This window comes from Shewanella bicestrii (assembly GCF_002216875.1).
Classification (GTDB): Bacteria; Pseudomonadota; Gammaproteobacteria; order Enterobacterales; family Shewanellaceae; genus Shewanella; species Shewanella seohaensis.
The window spans coordinates 1,826,366-1,842,051 of sequence record NZ_CP022358.1 but is presented as its reverse complement, the minus strand read 5'-3'; the positions used below and the strand labels follow the sequence as shown (position 1 = coordinate 1,842,051).

The window sequence follows — 15,686 nt, the reverse complement described above, 5'->3', positions numbered from 1 at the left end:
GCTTATCTTTTCAATATAATTTCTCAATCTCGGTTTTTGCTAATGAATATTGCGGTGAGTTTAAGTGTTAAGATGCTATCATTCGACAAAACCGTCATTTGATTGAAATTATGTATACAGCATCTCAGCCAAGTATTTTTTGGCACGATTATGAAACCTTCGGAGCCAATCCCGCCAAGGATAGACCGGCCCAATTTGCCGGGATCCGCACAGACTTAGATCTCAATATCATCAGTGAACCCGAGACTTTTTACTGTAAACAATCAACGGATTATCTCCCCTCGCCCGAAGCCATTTTAATCACAGGGATCACACCACAATTAGCCAACTTAAAGGGGTTGCCTGAAACCGAATTTATGGGGCGTATTCATACCCTCTTCAGCCAACCGAATACCTGTGTCGCAGGCTATAACTCCTTACGCTTTGACGATGAAGTCACCCGTTACGGATTCTACCGTAACTTTATCGATCCCTATGCCCGCGAATGGCAAAATGGCAATACACGTTGGGATATCATCGATTTAGTCAGAGCTTGCTATGCGTTTAGACCAGACGGGATCCATTGGCCTTTAAAAGAAGATGGCTCGCCCAGTTTTAAGTTAGAGCACCTGACGCAAGCCAATGGTTTAAGCCATGAAAAAGCTCACGATGCCATGTCCGATGTGTACGCCACCATCGCCATGGCCAAGCTGATTAAAGAAAAGCAACCCAAGTTATATCAATACTATTTTGAGCTGCGCCGTAAACAGGCCGTGAGTGCACAAATCGATGTATTGAATATGCAACCGCTTGCCCATGTGAGTTCCAAAATCAGTGCGCTGCAGGGTTGTACGACGCTGATAGCCCCAGTAGCCCACCATCCAAGCAACAAAAACGCCATCATTTGCGTTAACTTAGCGATGGATTTAAGCCCGCTGTTTGAGCTGGATGTTGAGCAAATAAAAACTCGCATGTATACACCAAGAGCAGAACTTGCCGCGGATGAGTTACCTATCCCAGTCAAACAAGTTCACCTTAACAAATGTCCTTTTATTACCTCGGCCAAGATTTTGGATGATGCCCAAGCTGAAAGACTCAATATCGATAAAGCCTTTGCCAGAGAGCAATACAAACGCTTAAAGGCTCACCCAGAATTGCGGGAAAAACTCGCGCAACTCTTTGAGCATGAAGGCGAAGTGACAACCACAGATCCCGATTTGATGCTGTATTCCGGTGGTTTTTTCAGCCCCGCCGATAAAGCCAAGATGGAGATCATTCGCCATACCTTGCCACAAAATCTAGCGGCGCTGGATCTGCAGTTTGACGATGGACGTATCCCCGAGATGCTGTTTCGCTATCGGGCACGTAACTACCCAGAGCTGCTAAATGATCAAGAAGCCCAGCGTTGGCGCACCTTCTGCCAGCAACGTTTGAGTGATCAGGATTATTTACTGAAGCTTGAAAATCTGCTGCAAGATACCGAGGGTGATGAACACAAACAGAAGTTACTCGCGGCCCTGTGTCACTATTTACGCGGGCTCTAAAGCGACGCGAACGCTAAAACAACCGATAAGCAGATAGCTAAATAAGACCGTTATTTAACGCCAGACAGTGATAACGACTTTCAGATGTAACCTATCTGGCGTTAAATTGAGGTGTAAACGCGAACTAACTCGCATTTATACCGTAACAAAATTACTAGAATGTTCTTCCATGAACTTAACAAACAAGGAGTCGGGAAATGCAAGATAGATTTATCAGAAGCATAACCCAGCTGCCAACACCATTGGCTGACGCATTAATTCCACTATTACATCAAAACTTTGCGGGACATATTGATGCACAGCAACTGGCAGAGTTAGTCCAAAGCAGCAAAATGACCGAAGCCGAAGTGTTACTGGCACTGCTGCCTATTGCCGCCGCCTTAGCAAAACCGCCGATCAGTGAGTTTTATGTCGGAGCGATTGCCAAAGGGAAAAGTGGCGATATCTATATGGGCGCCAATTTAGAACTGCCCGGCGAGGCCCTGTTTCACTCAGTGCATGCGGAGCAAAGTGCCATCAGCCACGCATGGTTAAGTGGCGAGAGCCAAATTGTCGACATGATAGTCAATGCCAGCCCCTGTGGTCATTGCCGTCAGTTTATGAACGAACTCGTCGAGGGTGGCCAAATTAAGATCCACCTGCCATCGCAAGACAGCCATTTACTGTCCTATTACTTACCCTATGCATTTGGGCCAAAGGACTTAAATGTACAGTCGCCCTTGCTGGTCAAGCATGAAACCGAATTTGCCCTCGATAGCAGCGATCCTATGGTGATTGAGGCGTTAGATCATGCGGGTTTAAGCTATGCACCTTATACTCAAAGTTACGCGGCCGTCGTATTAGAAACGGCAGATGGTGCAACCTATTGTGGTCGCTACGCTGAAAACGCGGCGTTTAACCCTTCCATGCTGCCAATGCAGATGGCCTTATCGAATCTGACTCGACATAACCGTGATTTTGGCGAGATCCGCCGTGCGGTGTTGGTCGAATCATCACAGGGGAAAATCAGTTTAGTGGGCGCAACCATGGATGCTTTACATGCCGTTGCGGCCATCGAACTTGAGCACATTGTGGTCGACCCTGTGTAACGCGAGTCTAGCGGCGCTTTAGCTTTATACACGTGTATTTGCTAAGCGCCGTTTTTCTAGCTGTTACAATAAGATACTCTTAATTTACCGCCTACAGCTTAAAGATTAACACTTAAGGATTAGCGCTTCGTTTAGCCTCGAACAACGCCTTTCGCTCAGCCATTCTCAAGTAACAATCATCGCGCTGCGCCTGTGTCATGGTGCGCCACGCTAAGATCTCATCCAAATGCCTAAAGCAGCCCATGCAGATATCTTGCTGATCGAGGCAGCAATTTCGCACGCAGGGATGTTCGAGGTGATTACTCTGACCAGACCGCATATTCGTTGCCCGCAGGCTCGATAAAGTGGAAACGCCGTCCACCGGGAAAGCTGAAAATCGCCGTGCTGATTACACCACCCGTCGCCTTCACCGCCGCTTGAGTTTGTTCTAAGTCCTTGCTGTACAACACGATGAGCGGGCAACCTTTTTCGAGGTTAAAACTCACCTCTGCTTGATAAAACCCTCCCGTGATCCCCGCATCAATAAAACAGCTGTACTGCGGGCCGTAATCTTCAAAGCGCCAGCCAAATACCGTATTAAAAAAGACCTTGGAGCGGCCAATATCTGTGGTGGGGATTTCTAAATAATTAATACTGTGGTGATCCATAACGTTCCCTGCTCATGATTAATCAAAATAAAAAAGGGAGCCAATGCTCCCTTTAGTATGCTGGCTATTGCCAGATTAACCTTGTACTAAGGCGGCGACAAGTCCGATGGCGCCACCAAATACCCCGCCCCACACGACCAACCAACCTAAATGTGTTTGGATCATCTCCTGCACGATTTGTTTAACCATTTGCGGCGTTAATTCATTCAGGCGTTGTTCAACGATATTGGCGATCTTCGTTTGCAGATCGGCCATCACACTCGGCTGTTCAATCTCTTGTTTCAATAAGTTGCGAAACTGTTCACTCTCGGACATTTCCACCAAGGAGGCTTTCATCTTCTCGATAAAGGGTTCCTTTAACGGCATTAACGACTCAGTGCCGCCAAACATGGATAACATGCCGCCGAAGGAAGATTGTGCCACAGTGTTAACTAAGGCATCGAAGGATGGTGCTAAGTCGACTTTATCAATCACTGGCGCCAAATCGATTTGGCTAATACCCTCTTTTTCCGACAGAAAACGGTCGATATTCTCTGTGGTAAAGAACTGCTTCATCATAAGATGTGCAATCCCCGCTTTGAATTCTTCAAAACGCGATGGCACCACGCCCGAACCATATAAACCTGGGACCTTCTCAAACAGCATATACACCGCAAGCCAGTTAGTAATGGCACCGGATAGGGCAAACAAACCCACATTAAACAGAATGGGTAAGCTCAGTACATATCCCAAAATCACACAAATGGCCGCTAACACATTTGTCACTAAACTCTTATTCAATCTTACTCCCCTCTTAAGCTATCGATGCGATTGCAAATGGCGCTAGTTTAGCAAGCGAAGGGGATGCAGGTCTAATGCTGAAAGAGTTGCGAAGCGTAACCAAAGACCAATAAAACATCGCGAAAACCCAGCTAACTCAAGCGGTATCGAACCGGCGTTACTTAGACAACGATGAGCGAAGCGAATGAGGTTATTTCATTAATTAACATTAACTTAGTTTAATGATTATTAGACAAAAATAATTGCACATTTCTCGAGGCGCTTAGGAATTATTGAAAAGCATCGTCTACACTCAAGGTGGCTATCACTTCACCCGTTTGCTCAATAACTCAAAACATAAGGGATGCGCTTATGGACTCTGCATTTAACACCGCTGGTGCCTTAGGTTGGCATGAACTCAGTACCCACGATTCCGAAGAAGCCATGCGCTTTTATGGCGAAGTGTTTGGTTGGCAGTTTAGAACGGTCAAAATGCCCCATGGTCAGTATCATCTTATTGAAAATCAAGGTGTCGGCATCGGAGGGATCACAGATAATCTAATCCCCGCACTGCCTTGCCATTGGACGGGTTATGTCACAGTCGCCGATGTCGATATAGTGGCAATTAATGCCAAAAAACTTGGCGGTGACATTCTCTTTGGCCCAGAGGATATTCCCAAAGTAGGTCGTTTTTGTTGGATAAAAGACCCACAGGGTGCCATTATCGCGGCGATAAGTTATCTCTCGGTATAACAGAGTATTGAGCTCGAACATCTTCTGATTATTAATATAGGGCGAGACTTGTCAGCCAAACTTGAGCGGCACAAAAATGTTGCCCCTGTGAATCTAGGGTTATCACTTAACATCGCTTATCACCTAAATGGGTTATCGCAAGGTAATGCTCAGATTTTATTGGGAAAAATCAAAACAAATCATGCACACTTAAGCATTATTCGCTAGAATAGCCGCATTAATTGATAGATTTCGCGCCAGCGTGCGTATTGGAGCCTTAATCTCACTATGTTGACTCAGCTATCACGGTTAAAACTCGCGTTCTTTAGCCGCCCACGATACCAACGAATTCTCGCCTATTTAGCGATAACCTACTTAAGTTACCTGATTATCCTTGGACTGGTACTTCCCAAGGCCGTAGTGTCTTTCGCCCCAGAGAAACTTACCGAAGTATTGGGCCGCCCTGTGACATTACAGGATCTGCGAATTAATCCTTTTACCTATAGAGTCAATATCGAACAGTTCGAAGTTAAAGAGAGTGACAATCAAACCTTTGCGGGATTATCTCAGCTTCAATTTGAAGTGAACTTCTGGCAATCCGTGTTTAATCAAGCCCTGGTGATTGACCATATCCAGCTGCAAGGGCCCTTCGCCAATGTCAGCCGTTTTCAATCAAAAGGGACAACTCAGTTCAATTTTGACGACATCCTGACTCGGCTTAATCAGGCGAAAACCCCGAGTGAGCCTGAAACCACCACAGAAAATACCCGACCACCGCGAGTGATATTAGGTGAATTCAGCTTAACGGCGGGTAAGGTCAAATTTGAGGATAACATCACCCATGCTTTGGTTGATTATCCCAATATCAATTTCAAACTCAGTCAGTTAGATACTGAGTATTTGATGACGGCCAATCCCGCTAGCCCTGCAACTGCTCAAGCGACTCAATATCAGGATAAGCCTGCAACGGCTGCGTCTACGGCTCAGGCCAGCACGGCATCGAATCCTCCGAGCATCCTGCACAACCAATTTGTCGCCCAGCTACAGGATGCCCATGCGGGTGAAGTCAGCCTTGCCGGACAATTCCAGCTTTTCCCTTTTAAACTTGTCGGGAATGTACAGCTCGCAAAACTGCAACTCGCCCCCTTCTGGCCATTTATAGCTGACCAATTCAAGGTAAAACTGGCGGCGGGTGAACTCAGTATCAACAGTCATTACCAAGTTGAGTTGCCAGCGGATGGTAACCTACAACTCACGGCCGATCGCGGCCAAGTGATTGTAGAGAAAGTTGATTTACTCAATGGCGACCAGTCCGTTATCGCCTTACCCTTGCTGGCGATTGATGGAATTAATCTCAACCTCGCCAAGCAACGCATCAACATTAAGCAAATCCACAGTGAAGGTTTAAGCCTTAAGGCCAAGTTGGATGAACAAGGCATCGATTTAGCGCAGCTGTTAATGCCAAAATCTATGGCTGCCAGCACCGAAGCGGCTGCGCCGAACTCGCCTGCAGAAGCGCAAACAGCAGAAGCGCCAACTAAGACGAACACGTCAGCCGCAACGTCTTCCCAAACGGCCTCGGAAAAAAGCGCCACTGAACAGCAAGATGCCTGGTTAGTGACACTGGGCGGGCTGAGTATCGAAAACTACGATATTCAACTTGAGGAGCATAAACTCACCCAAACCCCACAGCAATGGCGTGTGTATCCCCTTAATTTTGCAACACAAGCCATTGTGAGTGATTTAAAGGCACCCATCGACTACGAACTTTCCTTTGGTCTGAATGACAAAGGGCGCTTCCTCTCCCAAGGGCAGGTCGATGTGCCAGGCGAAGCCATTAGTGCAAACCTGAAAGTCGAGCAGCTCGCCTTAGCCCAATTCCAACCCTACCTTGCACCCTATGTGAATATGCAGCTCAGCAGCGGCCTATTCAGCAGTGAGGGCAAGCTAAACGCCGATGGTAAAGGCAAAGCGATTTATCAAGGCAGTGTTGAACTGGATGAGCTGAGTATCCTCGACAACATTCGTAAAGCGCCCTTGGTTAAATGGCAAAAAATGCATATTAATCAGCTCGATTTTGACCAACAGCTGAATAAAATTAATATCGACCATTTAAGCTTTGACCAGCCCTACGCTAAAGTGGTTATCGCTAAGGATCGCACGACCAATATCAGTAATCTGATTGTGGAAACGCCTACGACCGACGCACCTAAGATTACTGCTTCAACGGCAAAGACAGTGGCTAAGCCGCAGAGCAGCCCCGATGCAACGGCTAAGCAGCCCGAGTTAAGCTTAGATATTCAGAAAATCAGCTTTAACCAAGGCTCGGCGTTTTTCGCCGATAACTCCCTCACACCTAACTTTGCCTCAGGCATTGAGCAGCTTGAAGGCAATATCAGTCACTTATCCTCCAAACCCGGCACTAAGGCATCGGTCGATATTAAGGGTAAAATTGACCGTTATGCGCCAGTGACCCTAAAAGGGGATATTAACCCACTGCTGGATAAGCCTTATCTTGACTTAGACCTAGTGTTTAAGAGTGTCGAGCTAACCTCTGTGAATCCTTATTCAGGCACCTATGCAGGTTATTACATCGATAAAGGACAATTATCCTTAGCGCTCAACTACAAACTGGAGCAAAACCAACTCAAGGGCAGCAACCACTTAGTGATTGATCAGCTCAAACTGGGTAAACGCAGTAACAGTGACTTAGCCACCAGTTTACCTGTGACATTAGCGATTGCACTATTGCAGGACCGCCACGGCGTGATTGACCTTGGTATGGAAGTCTCCGGCGACTTAGACTCACCCAGCTTTAGTGTCGGCGGTATTATCATGACGGCCATCACCAATGTGATCACTAAAGCCGTGACAGCGCCCTTCTCTTTCCTTGCGGGTCTGGTGGGCTCCGATGAAACCTTGGATAAAATCCCCTTCAATCCAGGGCAATTTGTACTCAGTCCACATGAGCTGGAAAGCTTAGATAAACTCGCTAAAGGCTTAGACGATCGCCCAATGCTCAAGTTGAGCCTCGAGGGTAGCGTGGATGCCGTCAAGGATAGCCAAGCGATTGCCGAGCGTATGATGAAGCGTAAGCTGGCCACACTAGCCAATCTGCCACTGACGGAATTACCCGCGGATCTCAGTCCGAGCCAATTCCCAACCGAAGGTCCACTGGCCGATGCACTGGTCAAACTGTACGAGCAGGAAGTCAAAACCAATCCGGATGATGTGAAAGACACTATTATTGCCGAAACCAAAGATGCACCACTCAGCAAAGAGGAGCTCACCACCCGTTGGCACATCGCCCTGTATAACCTCACGGTAAAAGCGCAAAACGTCAGCCAAGGTATGCTTGGTGATTTAGCCCAAGAGAGGGCGAAGTCGGTGAAGGCCTATCTTGTCGACAGTAAAGGGATCGCGCCGGAGCGGATTTTCCTACTCGAGAGCCGCGTGACCCTGAACCAAGATGCGGCGCAGGTGAATATGAGCATCGACGCGAACTAATACTCACCAACATCAAAACATGGATAATAAAACGCCCAGTGTCCACTGGGCGTTTTTATACCGCAAGTCGACAAACAGCCTCACTCTCAATTGCTTGGCCTCACGCATCCCTTAGGTTACACTCTGCGGCTTTATGCGAGCGGAATCACATTTCGCCAAGTCTTTTCGACAACGAAATGCCCTTTTGCACTACCCATACTGCGGCGCGCTAACACACTTTATTCGAGGTAATTATGTTTATTATTCGCTGGATTTTAGGTCGGATCATTTTGTTACTGAACTTTGTGTTCACTCCAAAGAAGCGCAAGCGCCCACAGGCAGAGCAACAACAGATTGACGCCCAGACCCAAGCACTGGCCTTATATCAGTACAATGCCTGCCCATTCTGCGTTAAAGTGCGCCGCGCCATGCGTCGTCAAGGACTGAATATTCAAACGGTTGATGCAAAACAATCACCGCACAAAGATGAGCTCATCGCAAAGGGCGGTAAACAACAGGTTCCTTGTTTACGCATCGAAGAAAATGGCCAAGTACAATGGCTGTATGAATCGAAAGAAATTATTAACTACTTAGATCAACGCTTTGCCTAAGTGAAATGCGCGCCCTATGGCGCGCTTTTTATTTGCCTCTTGCTTTGCAGGCACCACGTTTATTTACGCCAAAGATATTCGCGATCGGAATAGTCAAACAACCACTGGGGTTGGTACACCACCAAAAGCGTCACCGCCATGCCATTGAGCAGCGCTTCGGGGAACGCTAATAGCGGGATTAACATCAGATAGTTATCAATCAACACGCCCCAATCATAATCCATTGACCACCATAGCCAGAATGCCCAACTAAATTGATGAAAAACCGTCGACAAACCAGCGTTAATAAAAGCGCCAACAAAAATAAACACAAAAATATGCTTAGGGAACAAATGATAACTACGGCTGTAGAGAATAAAAGCACAGAACAGCGGAATCGCAATCGCAAACAGGCTAAAGGCACCAAACTCGGCGGGCTGCTTTAACACAAAGACACTGAAAAAAGCGCTCGGTAGCAGCAAGGCAACCGTGGCTAAACGCCAACCAAACATCAGTAGGCAAGTGACTATGCCTAAAAAGTGTAAATGCAATCCCACTTGAATACTGGCATTGAGCAGCCACAGGGTGTTCACCGCAATCAAGGTCAGTAACAGTCGCCATTGTAGGCCTTTGTCCTTCAGTACCTGTTGTAACTCTTCCTTGGGCCAGATGGCATAAATCCACAGTCCCAGCAGCAACAGACTCAGGCACTGCAATGGGTTGATATCCCATTCGATTTGTGCAAAACGATTCGCCCAAAAGTCCAACATGAGTAAGGCTCCCTCGGTACAGCGCCATTCGGCGTGCTAAAGCGGTAAAGATAAGCGATATACGAGAGTGAGTATATCGCGAATAAAACCCATAATTGCATGATATTTCGCGGCATATTAAGGTATTCTTCGATAAGTGAATCACCTAAGAGTAATCCCTCATATGCCATTAAGATCGTTAAGTCTGACACTGCTGAGCTGCTTTACCCTACTCGCCTGTAGCAGCGCCCCGATAGATCCCGCTGAATTTGCGGGTAAGTTTAAAGATAAGCTCACCACAGATATCCGCGCCGATGGCCTGAAACTCTTTACCTATCAAGCTGGTTTAGCCGAAGACAAATCGAAAAAGGATAATGCCGAGCGTCCCTTCCCCCACGAAGAACGCATGCGCCAAGTCGCCCAAGATCCTAGAGAGCAACGCCGTAGCCGCAAAGAGCAGGCCGACTCACTCGAGATTTGGGGCAAACAAGTTGAGCTGGGATTAGATAAAACCTTAGAAATGACAGGATATTGCCGCGAGGGTTATTTCGAGTTGAGTCGAAATATTGAATCAGGACGTGGCGAAATTCGCGGAGAATGTAAAGAAGGCGCCACCGAGGAAGACAAACAAAAATTCGTGCGTTTTTAAAACATTAAGAGGGCGAGATTATCGCCCTCTTAAGCTTGTCATTTATAGACTGAATGCATCTTAAGCCCCAAATGGCCTACCGATGATTCACAATGGCCCAGCAGATCAAACTGCTTCGTTTAAAGGAACGGCACGGTTTTCGAGTAACACAGGGATCCCATCCGTGATTGGATAGGCTAATTTGTCTGCCTTACAAATCAGTTGCTGCGTTGTTTTATCGTATTCCAATTTTCCCTTACACACTGGGCAAGCGACTATGTCTAACAGTTTTTTATCAAACGCCATGGGATTTTCCTTGTTTAGCTTCAGCCACAGAGCGCACACGGCTCAGCAGCTGTTGATCAAATTGTGGCGATAGCTTGGCATCCACAGCCAAATACCACCAGTTTTCTTGTGCAAAATCGCGACATTTAACCGCATCTTTTTCTGTCATCATCAGCGGGCGAGATGCCGCAAGCTCGCATAACACGTGTTTATCGTAGGCTTGGTGGTCATCAAAACCATGGGATAACGCGAGTTGAATACCTTGCTGCGTTAACGTCTCAAAAAAACGCGCCGGATGACCAATGCCCGCCATCGCCACCACGGGTTGCGTCGGGTCAAACACGGCCTCAGCCTTGGGATTTACCGGCAACACCGCACTCGGACTCAGTTGCATCTCATATTGATTCGCCTGCGCGGGTCCACCATTGACCACCACAAAATCCACTTGATTTAGGCGCCAAGCCCCTTCACGTAGTGGCCCTGCTGGAAGCAAATGACGATTCCCTAAACCGCGTTTTCCATCAATCACCACCAGCTCAATGTCACGGCCAAGGGCGTAATGTTGCAAGCCATCGTCACAGATAATCACATCCACGGCAAACTGTGCCAGCAACGCCTTGGCGGTATCGACACGTTTGGCTCCCACCACCATAGGCACGCCAGTGCGTGCCACTATCATGGCGGGCTCATCGCCTACAGCCGCCGCACTATCCGCAGCGGTAACAACTTTTACCCCTTGGATATCCGCACCATAACCACGGCTGATAACGCCAGGGTTAAACCCCTGTTGCCGTAGCAGTTCAATCAAATAAATGACTGTGGGGGTTTTACCGCTGCCACCAACGGTAATGTTTCCCACCACAATAACGGGCACGGGTAATGGGGTTTGGGATTTGAGCCCCAAGCGAAACAAGCTGCGACGAATCGCGGTGATTAAAGCGAATAGCACAGAAAACGGCAGCAAGAGCCACCGCAATGGGTGGCCCTCATACCAAATTTTATTCACCAGTGCCTGCATTTAGCTACCAAACTGCATTTGGTATAACTTGGCATACATGCCGCCAAGTTCCAGCAGGGATTTATGGGTACCACGCTCGACGATACGGCCTTGATCGACCACTAAAATTTGATCGGCACTTTCAATGGTCGATAAACGGTGGGCAATCACAACCGAGGTGCGATTTTGACGAAGATTATCCAGCCCCTGCTGAATCGCCTTTTCAGATTCGGTATCGAGTGCCGAGGTGGCTTCATCGAGGATCAGCACTGGCGCATCACGCAGCATAGCGCGGGCAATCGCGATACGTTGTCTCTGGCCGCCCGATAATAACACGCCGTTTTCACCCACTTGGGTGTCTAAACCTTCGGGCAGTTGTTCGATAAATTCCATCGCATGGGCCAAGGTCGCCGCTTGGATAATCTGCTCGCGGGTCGCTTCACCGGGGTAGGCATAGGCGATGTTGTTGGCAATGGTATCGTTAAACAGGGTCACTTGCTGCGACACAAGCGCCACTTGATTACGCAATGATTTCAATGAGTAATCATAGATGCTCACATCATCGAGCAGAATGTCACCAGATTCCAAGCCAGTATAAAAACGCGTTACCAGACTGGCGATAGTGGATTTACCCGAGCCAGAACGTCCGACTAAGGCCAAGGTTTGCCCTTGGGTGACCTCGAAGTCGATTTTATCTAAGGCACGGCGCTCCTGCCCATCATAACTGAAGGACACATTATCAAAACGTAAGTTGCCCTTAGCACGCTTGACGGTATAAGTACCGGTATCGGATTCAGGCAAAGTGTCTAACAGTTCAAAGACCGTGGTACAGGCCGCGATACCGCGCTGAAATTCGGCATTCACACGCGTGAGGTTTTTGATCGGTTGCAACATGGCCATCATAGCGCCGAGGATGGTCGCGAAGGTACCTGCGGTCAGATCGGCTTTCATGCTATCTAGGCTCGCTGCATACAACACAAAGGCCAAGGCAAAGGAGCCAATTACCATGATCAGCGGCTGGCTAATGGCCTGCGCCACGGCGAGTTTCATGTTTTGATGACGGTTTCTGTCATTCACTTTGGCGAAACGCGCCGTTTCGGTTTCTTGTCCGCCGAAAGCCAAGACGTTTTTATGGCCCTTGATCATCTGCTCGGTCGCGGCACTGACATCGCCCATCGCCGTTTGGATTTGTTTCGATACCTTACGGAAGCGGCGACTGACAATAGTGATCACCAATCCCATAATCGGGCCAATCACTAAAATACAGAGGGAAAGCTTCCAAGAGTTATAAAACATCAGCGCAAGCATACCGATAACCGTCACCCCATCACGCACGATGGAAATCAAGGCACTCCCCGATGCACGGGCAATTTGCTCGGTATCGAAGGTCACTTTTGAAATCAAGTTCCCGGTGTTTTCTTTGTCCATGTAGCTCACGGGCAGGCTCAAATAGTGCTCAAACACTTGCTGACGCATATCCATGATCAAACGCGCACTCATGTAAGAAATGCCGTAGGTGGAGACAAAGTTCGCAAAACCGCGCAGGGAGAACATCAAAATAACCACTATCGGTGCCATTAATAACACTTGGTTATCGGCATGGAAGCCTTGGCTAGTGGGGAGTGCGATACCGTTACTGATCGCCGGTGCACTGGAAAAGCCTTTATCGATAAAAGGGCCGATAAAAGAAATAAAGGCCGCGTCGACAAGCCCATATACAATCAGGCCGGCAACTGAAAGCAAAAACATGCCCTTCATCGGTTTGAGGTAGCTCAGTAGTCGCTTGAAAACTGTCCACATTTCGTCTTTAGGAGATGCTGTCATTGAAAACACTAAATTATGGCAAAGTGGCCATTCTACTCTGGATTAATCAAGTCACCAAATCTAAACAAGCGGTTATACCAAAATGGCGCAAAATCACGCCGATAGGTCTTCACCTCCAATCGTTCAGCACCAAAAGAAACGCTGATCTGCCCTTCTCGCCCTGTCGTTAAATAAGCAATCCCCCGCGCCTGATAACGCGCAACCACATCGGGCTTTGGGAAACCATAACGATTATTCAGACCTGCCGGAAACAACACTAACTCAGGGGCGACCGCATCGATAAAGGCAGGGGTTGATGAGGTGCGACTGCCATGGTGCGGCGCAATAAGCACTTGGCTTTTAAGCTCGGCGCCTTTGAGTGCTTGCTCAATCAATACTGCTTCGGTTTCCTTCTCAATATCACCACTGAGTAACACACTGTGCACGCTATCCTCAATTCGCAGCACGCAAGAGGCGTTATTCCCACCCAGCGCTGTCTGCGTGGAAATAAAGTTTAACGTTAATTGCTGCCACTGAATTTGCTGCGGCAAACAGGGCATGCCAGCTAAATGAGCCACATCGGTTATCCAGTTTGCCCTTGGATAGGCTTTGGCCAACACCTCGGCACCACCAGCATGATCGTTATCGCCATGACTCACAACAATGTAATCCACCTGAGTTAAGCCTTTGCTGTTAAGAAACGGGATAATCACCCGTTCGCTATAGCTAAAATCCTCACCAAAGGCGGCGCCCGTATCATAGATAAGTGCCCGGTTATCCTGCTCAATCACCACGGCTAAACCCTGCCCGACATCGAGAAGATGCAGCGTCCACTGAGGTGAAGATGACTCGGTCATCCGTGGGAAAATTACTAATATGAACGGAATAAACAGCAAGACTATGGGTAAATGCCAGAGTCCATATCGACGATGATGCGGAAGGTAACGCCACAGTATTAAGGCCAGCAGTACGCACAGACTGGCCCCGAGCAAGGTCTCAGAAACCGAATGCCAATGGGCGGGTAAATCACCGCTGACTTCGAGCAACCAGCCATAGGGTAACAGTGTTAAATCAGCCAGATGGAACAAGCCAAACCATGCTTGACCAAAAAGTGTGCCCAACCACCAGAGGATAAACGCCAGCATAGACAAGGGGATAACGATTAAACTAAACCACGGCACCACCAGCATATTCATCCACAGACTGTGTACACTAAGGCCGCCGAAAAACACCGCCTGCACCAGCCCTAACACCAGACTTAAACGCCATTGAATTGACCAAAACTGCGCAAGTCTCCCTCTCGCTTTTGCTCTAAAGCTCGCGTTACCTTCAACGGGCTGAATACGCGGCACGCTTTCCAAGGTATACAAAATAATCGCCAAGGCGCAAAACGATAGCCAAAAACCGGCACTCAAACAGGCAAGCGGATCGAGCAAAAGCACAATAAAAAGTGCAAACAGTAAACGATCCCACGCACTCGAGTAGCGTCTTAATAAACTCAGCAGCATGATCAATAGGATCATCACTAACGCGCGTTGGGTCGAAACGGCAAATCCCGCTAAATAGCTATAAAATAAGGCACAGCCTCCAGCGAGCAATAGTGCAATCACTAGATTGCGCCGACTGGGATGCGCCGCGAAGCGGCTCAATAGAAACAGCGTACACACATAAACCCAAGCGGTGACCACAGATAAATGCAGCCCAGATATCGCCACTAAATGCCCGGTTCCCGTTTGCCTTAATGCCTGCCACTTACTGGCGGGTATGAGTTGCTTATCGCCCAAAATCAGCGCCAGCAAAATATCTCCCTGCGTGAATGTCGACAACTTAGGGGATAATTGGCTAATCAGGTGATTCCTTAATGAAAAATGAGTCGTGAGCGGTTGGGCATGAATGACTCGTCCCTTGCCAACAATATGCTGACTAATCAATTGCTTTTGTTCGTTGTAACCGCCTTGATTTAACACGCTTGAGATACTTTTAGGCATCAGCGTAAATGACCAAACTTGCCCCACTTGCACCGCTTCAGGAGATTGCCAAGTGAGTCGCAACTTAGCCCTTGGCCAAAAGATTAAATTTGGTTTATCGACAATAATATCGAAGCTAACCCAGTCGCTGTTTTGACTAACTAGTGATATGATTTCGGCCCTCACTTGAATTGGCTGTTGTGATAAAGGAAGATCCTGCCGAGATAAGACTAAGCAAAACCCCGTGAGCCAACACATCGCGAAAAGCATGCCAGACAAACTCGGCGCTTTTTTGAATAAGATGAGAGCCCCAAGGCAAAGGTAGGGTAAACAATTGATTGGCAGCAGCGAGGGCCACAACATCGCTGATAATAAGGTGGCACTAAAGCCAAAAATGAATCCATTCATAGTGAATTAAGTTAAGACAGCAAT

General features: G+C 47.8%; 14 protein-coding genes. 6 read left to right on the top strand and 8 right to left on the bottom strand.

Annotated elements, in window-relative coordinates; translation table 11 throughout:
• The first annotated feature begins 110 nt into the window (after positions 1–110).
• Positions 111–1,523, top strand: coding sequence for an exodeoxyribonuclease I (gene sbcB / locus CF168_RS08035; RefSeq protein ID WP_089067540.1), 1,413 nt, complete (start codon positions 111–113; stop codon positions 1,521–1,523).
• Positions 1,524–1,720: 197 nt separating this feature from the next.
• A complete protein-coding gene (gene cdd, locus CF168_RS08030) occupies positions 1,721–2,611 on the top strand; it encodes a cytidine deaminase (RefSeq protein WP_086902612.1) in 891 nt (296 codons plus the stop codon).
• Positions 2,612–2,723: 112 nt separating this feature from the next.
• On the opposite strand, the gene CF168_RS08025 is transcribed toward cdd, so the two are convergent.
• The 3 genes from CF168_RS08025 to CF168_RS08015 all read right to left on the bottom strand — a co-directional run bounded on the left by CF168_RS08025 (position 2,724) and on the right by CF168_RS08015 (position 4,038).
• Positions 2,724–2,930, bottom strand: coding sequence for a DUF1289 domain-containing protein (locus CF168_RS08025; protein WP_089067539.1), 207 nt, complete (start codon positions 2,928–2,930; stop codon positions 2,724–2,726).
• Positions 2,911–3,258 carry a VOC family protein gene (locus tag CF168_RS08020; RefSeq protein ID WP_089067538.1) on the bottom strand — a complete coding sequence of 116 codons (348 nt, stop codon included), beginning with the start codon at positions 3,256–3,258 and terminating at the stop codon, positions 2,911–2,913. Before CF168_RS08020 ends, CF168_RS08025 begins: the two co-directional genes overlap by 20 nt.
• A gap of 75 nt (positions 3,259–3,333) precedes the next feature.
• Entirely contained in the window at positions 3,334–4,038 is a 705-nt protein-coding gene (locus CF168_RS08015) for a DUF445 domain-containing protein (protein WP_089067537.1), read from the bottom strand.
• A 351-nt stretch (positions 4,039–4,389) separates the two neighbouring features.
• Here CF168_RS08015 and CF168_RS08010 point away from each other — a divergent pair, with 351 nt between their 5' ends.
• The 3 genes from CF168_RS08010 (at position 4,390) to CF168_RS08000 (ending at position 8,846) form a co-directional block, all read left to right on the top strand.
• Positions 4,390–4,770, top strand: a complete 381-nt coding sequence (locus tag CF168_RS08010; RefSeq protein WP_086902608.1) for a VOC family protein — start codon at positions 4,390–4,392, stop codon at positions 4,768–4,770.
• 267 nt (positions 4,771–5,037) lie between these two features.
• Complete coding sequence (locus CF168_RS08005) at positions 5,038–8,256, top strand: DUF748 domain-containing protein (RefSeq protein WP_089067536.1); 3,219 nt, start codon at positions 5,038–5,040, stop codon at positions 8,254–8,256.
• A 233-nt stretch (positions 8,257–8,489) separates the two neighbouring features.
• Complete coding sequence (locus CF168_RS08000) at positions 8,490–8,846, top strand: glutaredoxin family protein (protein ID WP_086902606.1); 357 nt, start codon at positions 8,490–8,492, stop codon at positions 8,844–8,846.
• 59 nt (positions 8,847–8,905) lie between these two features.
• On the opposite strand, the gene CF168_RS07995 is transcribed toward CF168_RS08000, so the two are convergent.
• Positions 8,906–9,595, bottom strand: a complete 690-nt coding sequence (locus CF168_RS07995; protein WP_089067535.1) for an energy-coupling factor ABC transporter permease — start codon at positions 9,593–9,595, stop codon at positions 8,906–8,908.
• A gap of 163 nt (positions 9,596–9,758) precedes the next feature.
• On the opposite strand from CF168_RS07995, the gene CF168_RS07990 reads away from it, so the two are divergent.
• Positions 9,759–10,223 (top strand): hypothetical protein, encoded by a 465-nt coding sequence (locus CF168_RS07990; protein ID WP_089067534.1) that lies wholly within the window; start codon positions 9,759–9,761, stop codon positions 10,221–10,223.
• Positions 10,224–10,328: 105 nt separating this feature from the next.
• Here the strand turns inward: CF168_RS07990 and CF168_RS07985 are convergent, their stop codons facing one another.
• The 4 genes from CF168_RS07985 to CF168_RS07970 are packed head-to-tail and all read right to left on the bottom strand — an operon-like array spanning position 10,329 to position 15,662.
• Positions 10,329–10,508 carry a Trm112 family protein gene (locus tag CF168_RS07985; RefSeq protein ID WP_011623174.1) on the bottom strand — a complete coding sequence of 60 codons (180 nt, stop codon included), beginning with the start codon at positions 10,506–10,508 and terminating at the stop codon, positions 10,329–10,331.
• Positions 10,498–11,505, bottom strand: a complete 1,008-nt coding sequence (gene lpxK, locus CF168_RS07980) for a tetraacyldisaccharide 4'-kinase (RefSeq protein ID WP_089067533.1) — start codon at positions 11,503–11,505, stop codon at positions 10,498–10,500. The genes CF168_RS07985 and lpxK overlap by 11 nt, the downstream gene beginning before the upstream one ends.
• Positions 11,506–13,308, bottom strand: a complete 1,803-nt coding sequence (gene msbA, locus CF168_RS07975) for a lipid A export permease/ATP-binding protein MsbA (RefSeq protein WP_089067532.1) — start codon at positions 13,306–13,308, stop codon at positions 11,506–11,508.
• A gap of 32 nt (positions 13,309–13,340) precedes the next feature.
• Complete coding sequence (locus CF168_RS07970) at positions 13,341–15,662, bottom strand: DNA internalization-related competence protein ComEC/Rec2 (protein WP_089067531.1); 2,322 nt, start codon at positions 15,660–15,662, stop codon at positions 13,341–13,343.
• Positions 15,663–15,686: the final 24 nt, after the last annotated feature.

Excerpts from the sequence above, each read along its gene's own strand:
- CF168_RS07990 (WP_089067534.1), top strand. The coding sequence starts at position 9,759 with ATGCCATTAAGATCGTTAAGTCTGACACTGCTGAGCTGCTTTACCCTA.
- sbcB (WP_089067540.1), top strand. The coding sequence starts at position 111 with ATGTATACAGCATCTCAGCCAAGTATTTTTTGGCACGATTATGAAACC.
- CF168_RS08025 (WP_089067539.1), bottom strand. The coding sequence starts at position 2,930 with ATGCGGTCTGGTCAGAGTAATCACCTCGAACATCCCTGCGTGCGAAAT.
- CF168_RS08020 (WP_089067538.1), bottom strand. The coding sequence starts at position 3,258 with ATGGATCACCACAGTATTAATTATTTAGAAATCCCCACCACAGATATT.
- CF168_RS08010 (WP_086902608.1), top strand. The coding sequence starts at position 4,390 with ATGGACTCTGCATTTAACACCGCTGGTGCCTTAGGTTGGCATGAACTC.
- CF168_RS08000 (WP_086902606.1), top strand. The coding sequence starts at position 8,490 with ATGTTTATTATTCGCTGGATTTTAGGTCGGATCATTTTGTTACTGAAC.
- CF168_RS08005 (WP_089067536.1), top strand. The coding sequence starts at position 5,038 with ATGTTGACTCAGCTATCACGGTTAAAACTCGCGTTCTTTAGCCGCCCA.
- msbA (WP_089067532.1), bottom strand. The coding sequence starts at position 13,308 with ATGACAGCATCTCCTAAAGACGAAATGTGGACAGTTTTCAAGCGACTA.
- lpxK (WP_089067533.1), bottom strand. The coding sequence starts at position 11,505 with ATGCAGGCACTGGTGAATAAAATTTGGTATGAGGGCCACCCATTGCGG.
- CF168_RS07985 (WP_011623174.1), bottom strand. The coding sequence starts at position 10,508 with ATGGCGTTTGATAAAAAACTGTTAGACATAGTCGCTTGCCCAGTGTGT.
- CF168_RS07995 (WP_089067535.1), bottom strand. The coding sequence starts at position 9,595 with ATGTTGGACTTTTGGGCGAATCGTTTTGCACAAATCGAATGGGATATC.
- CF168_RS07970 (WP_089067531.1), bottom strand. The coding sequence starts at position 15,662 with ATGAATGGATTCATTTTTGGCTTTAGTGCCACCTTATTATCAGCGATG.
- cdd (WP_086902612.1), top strand. The coding sequence starts at position 1,721 with ATGCAAGATAGATTTATCAGAAGCATAACCCAGCTGCCAACACCATTG.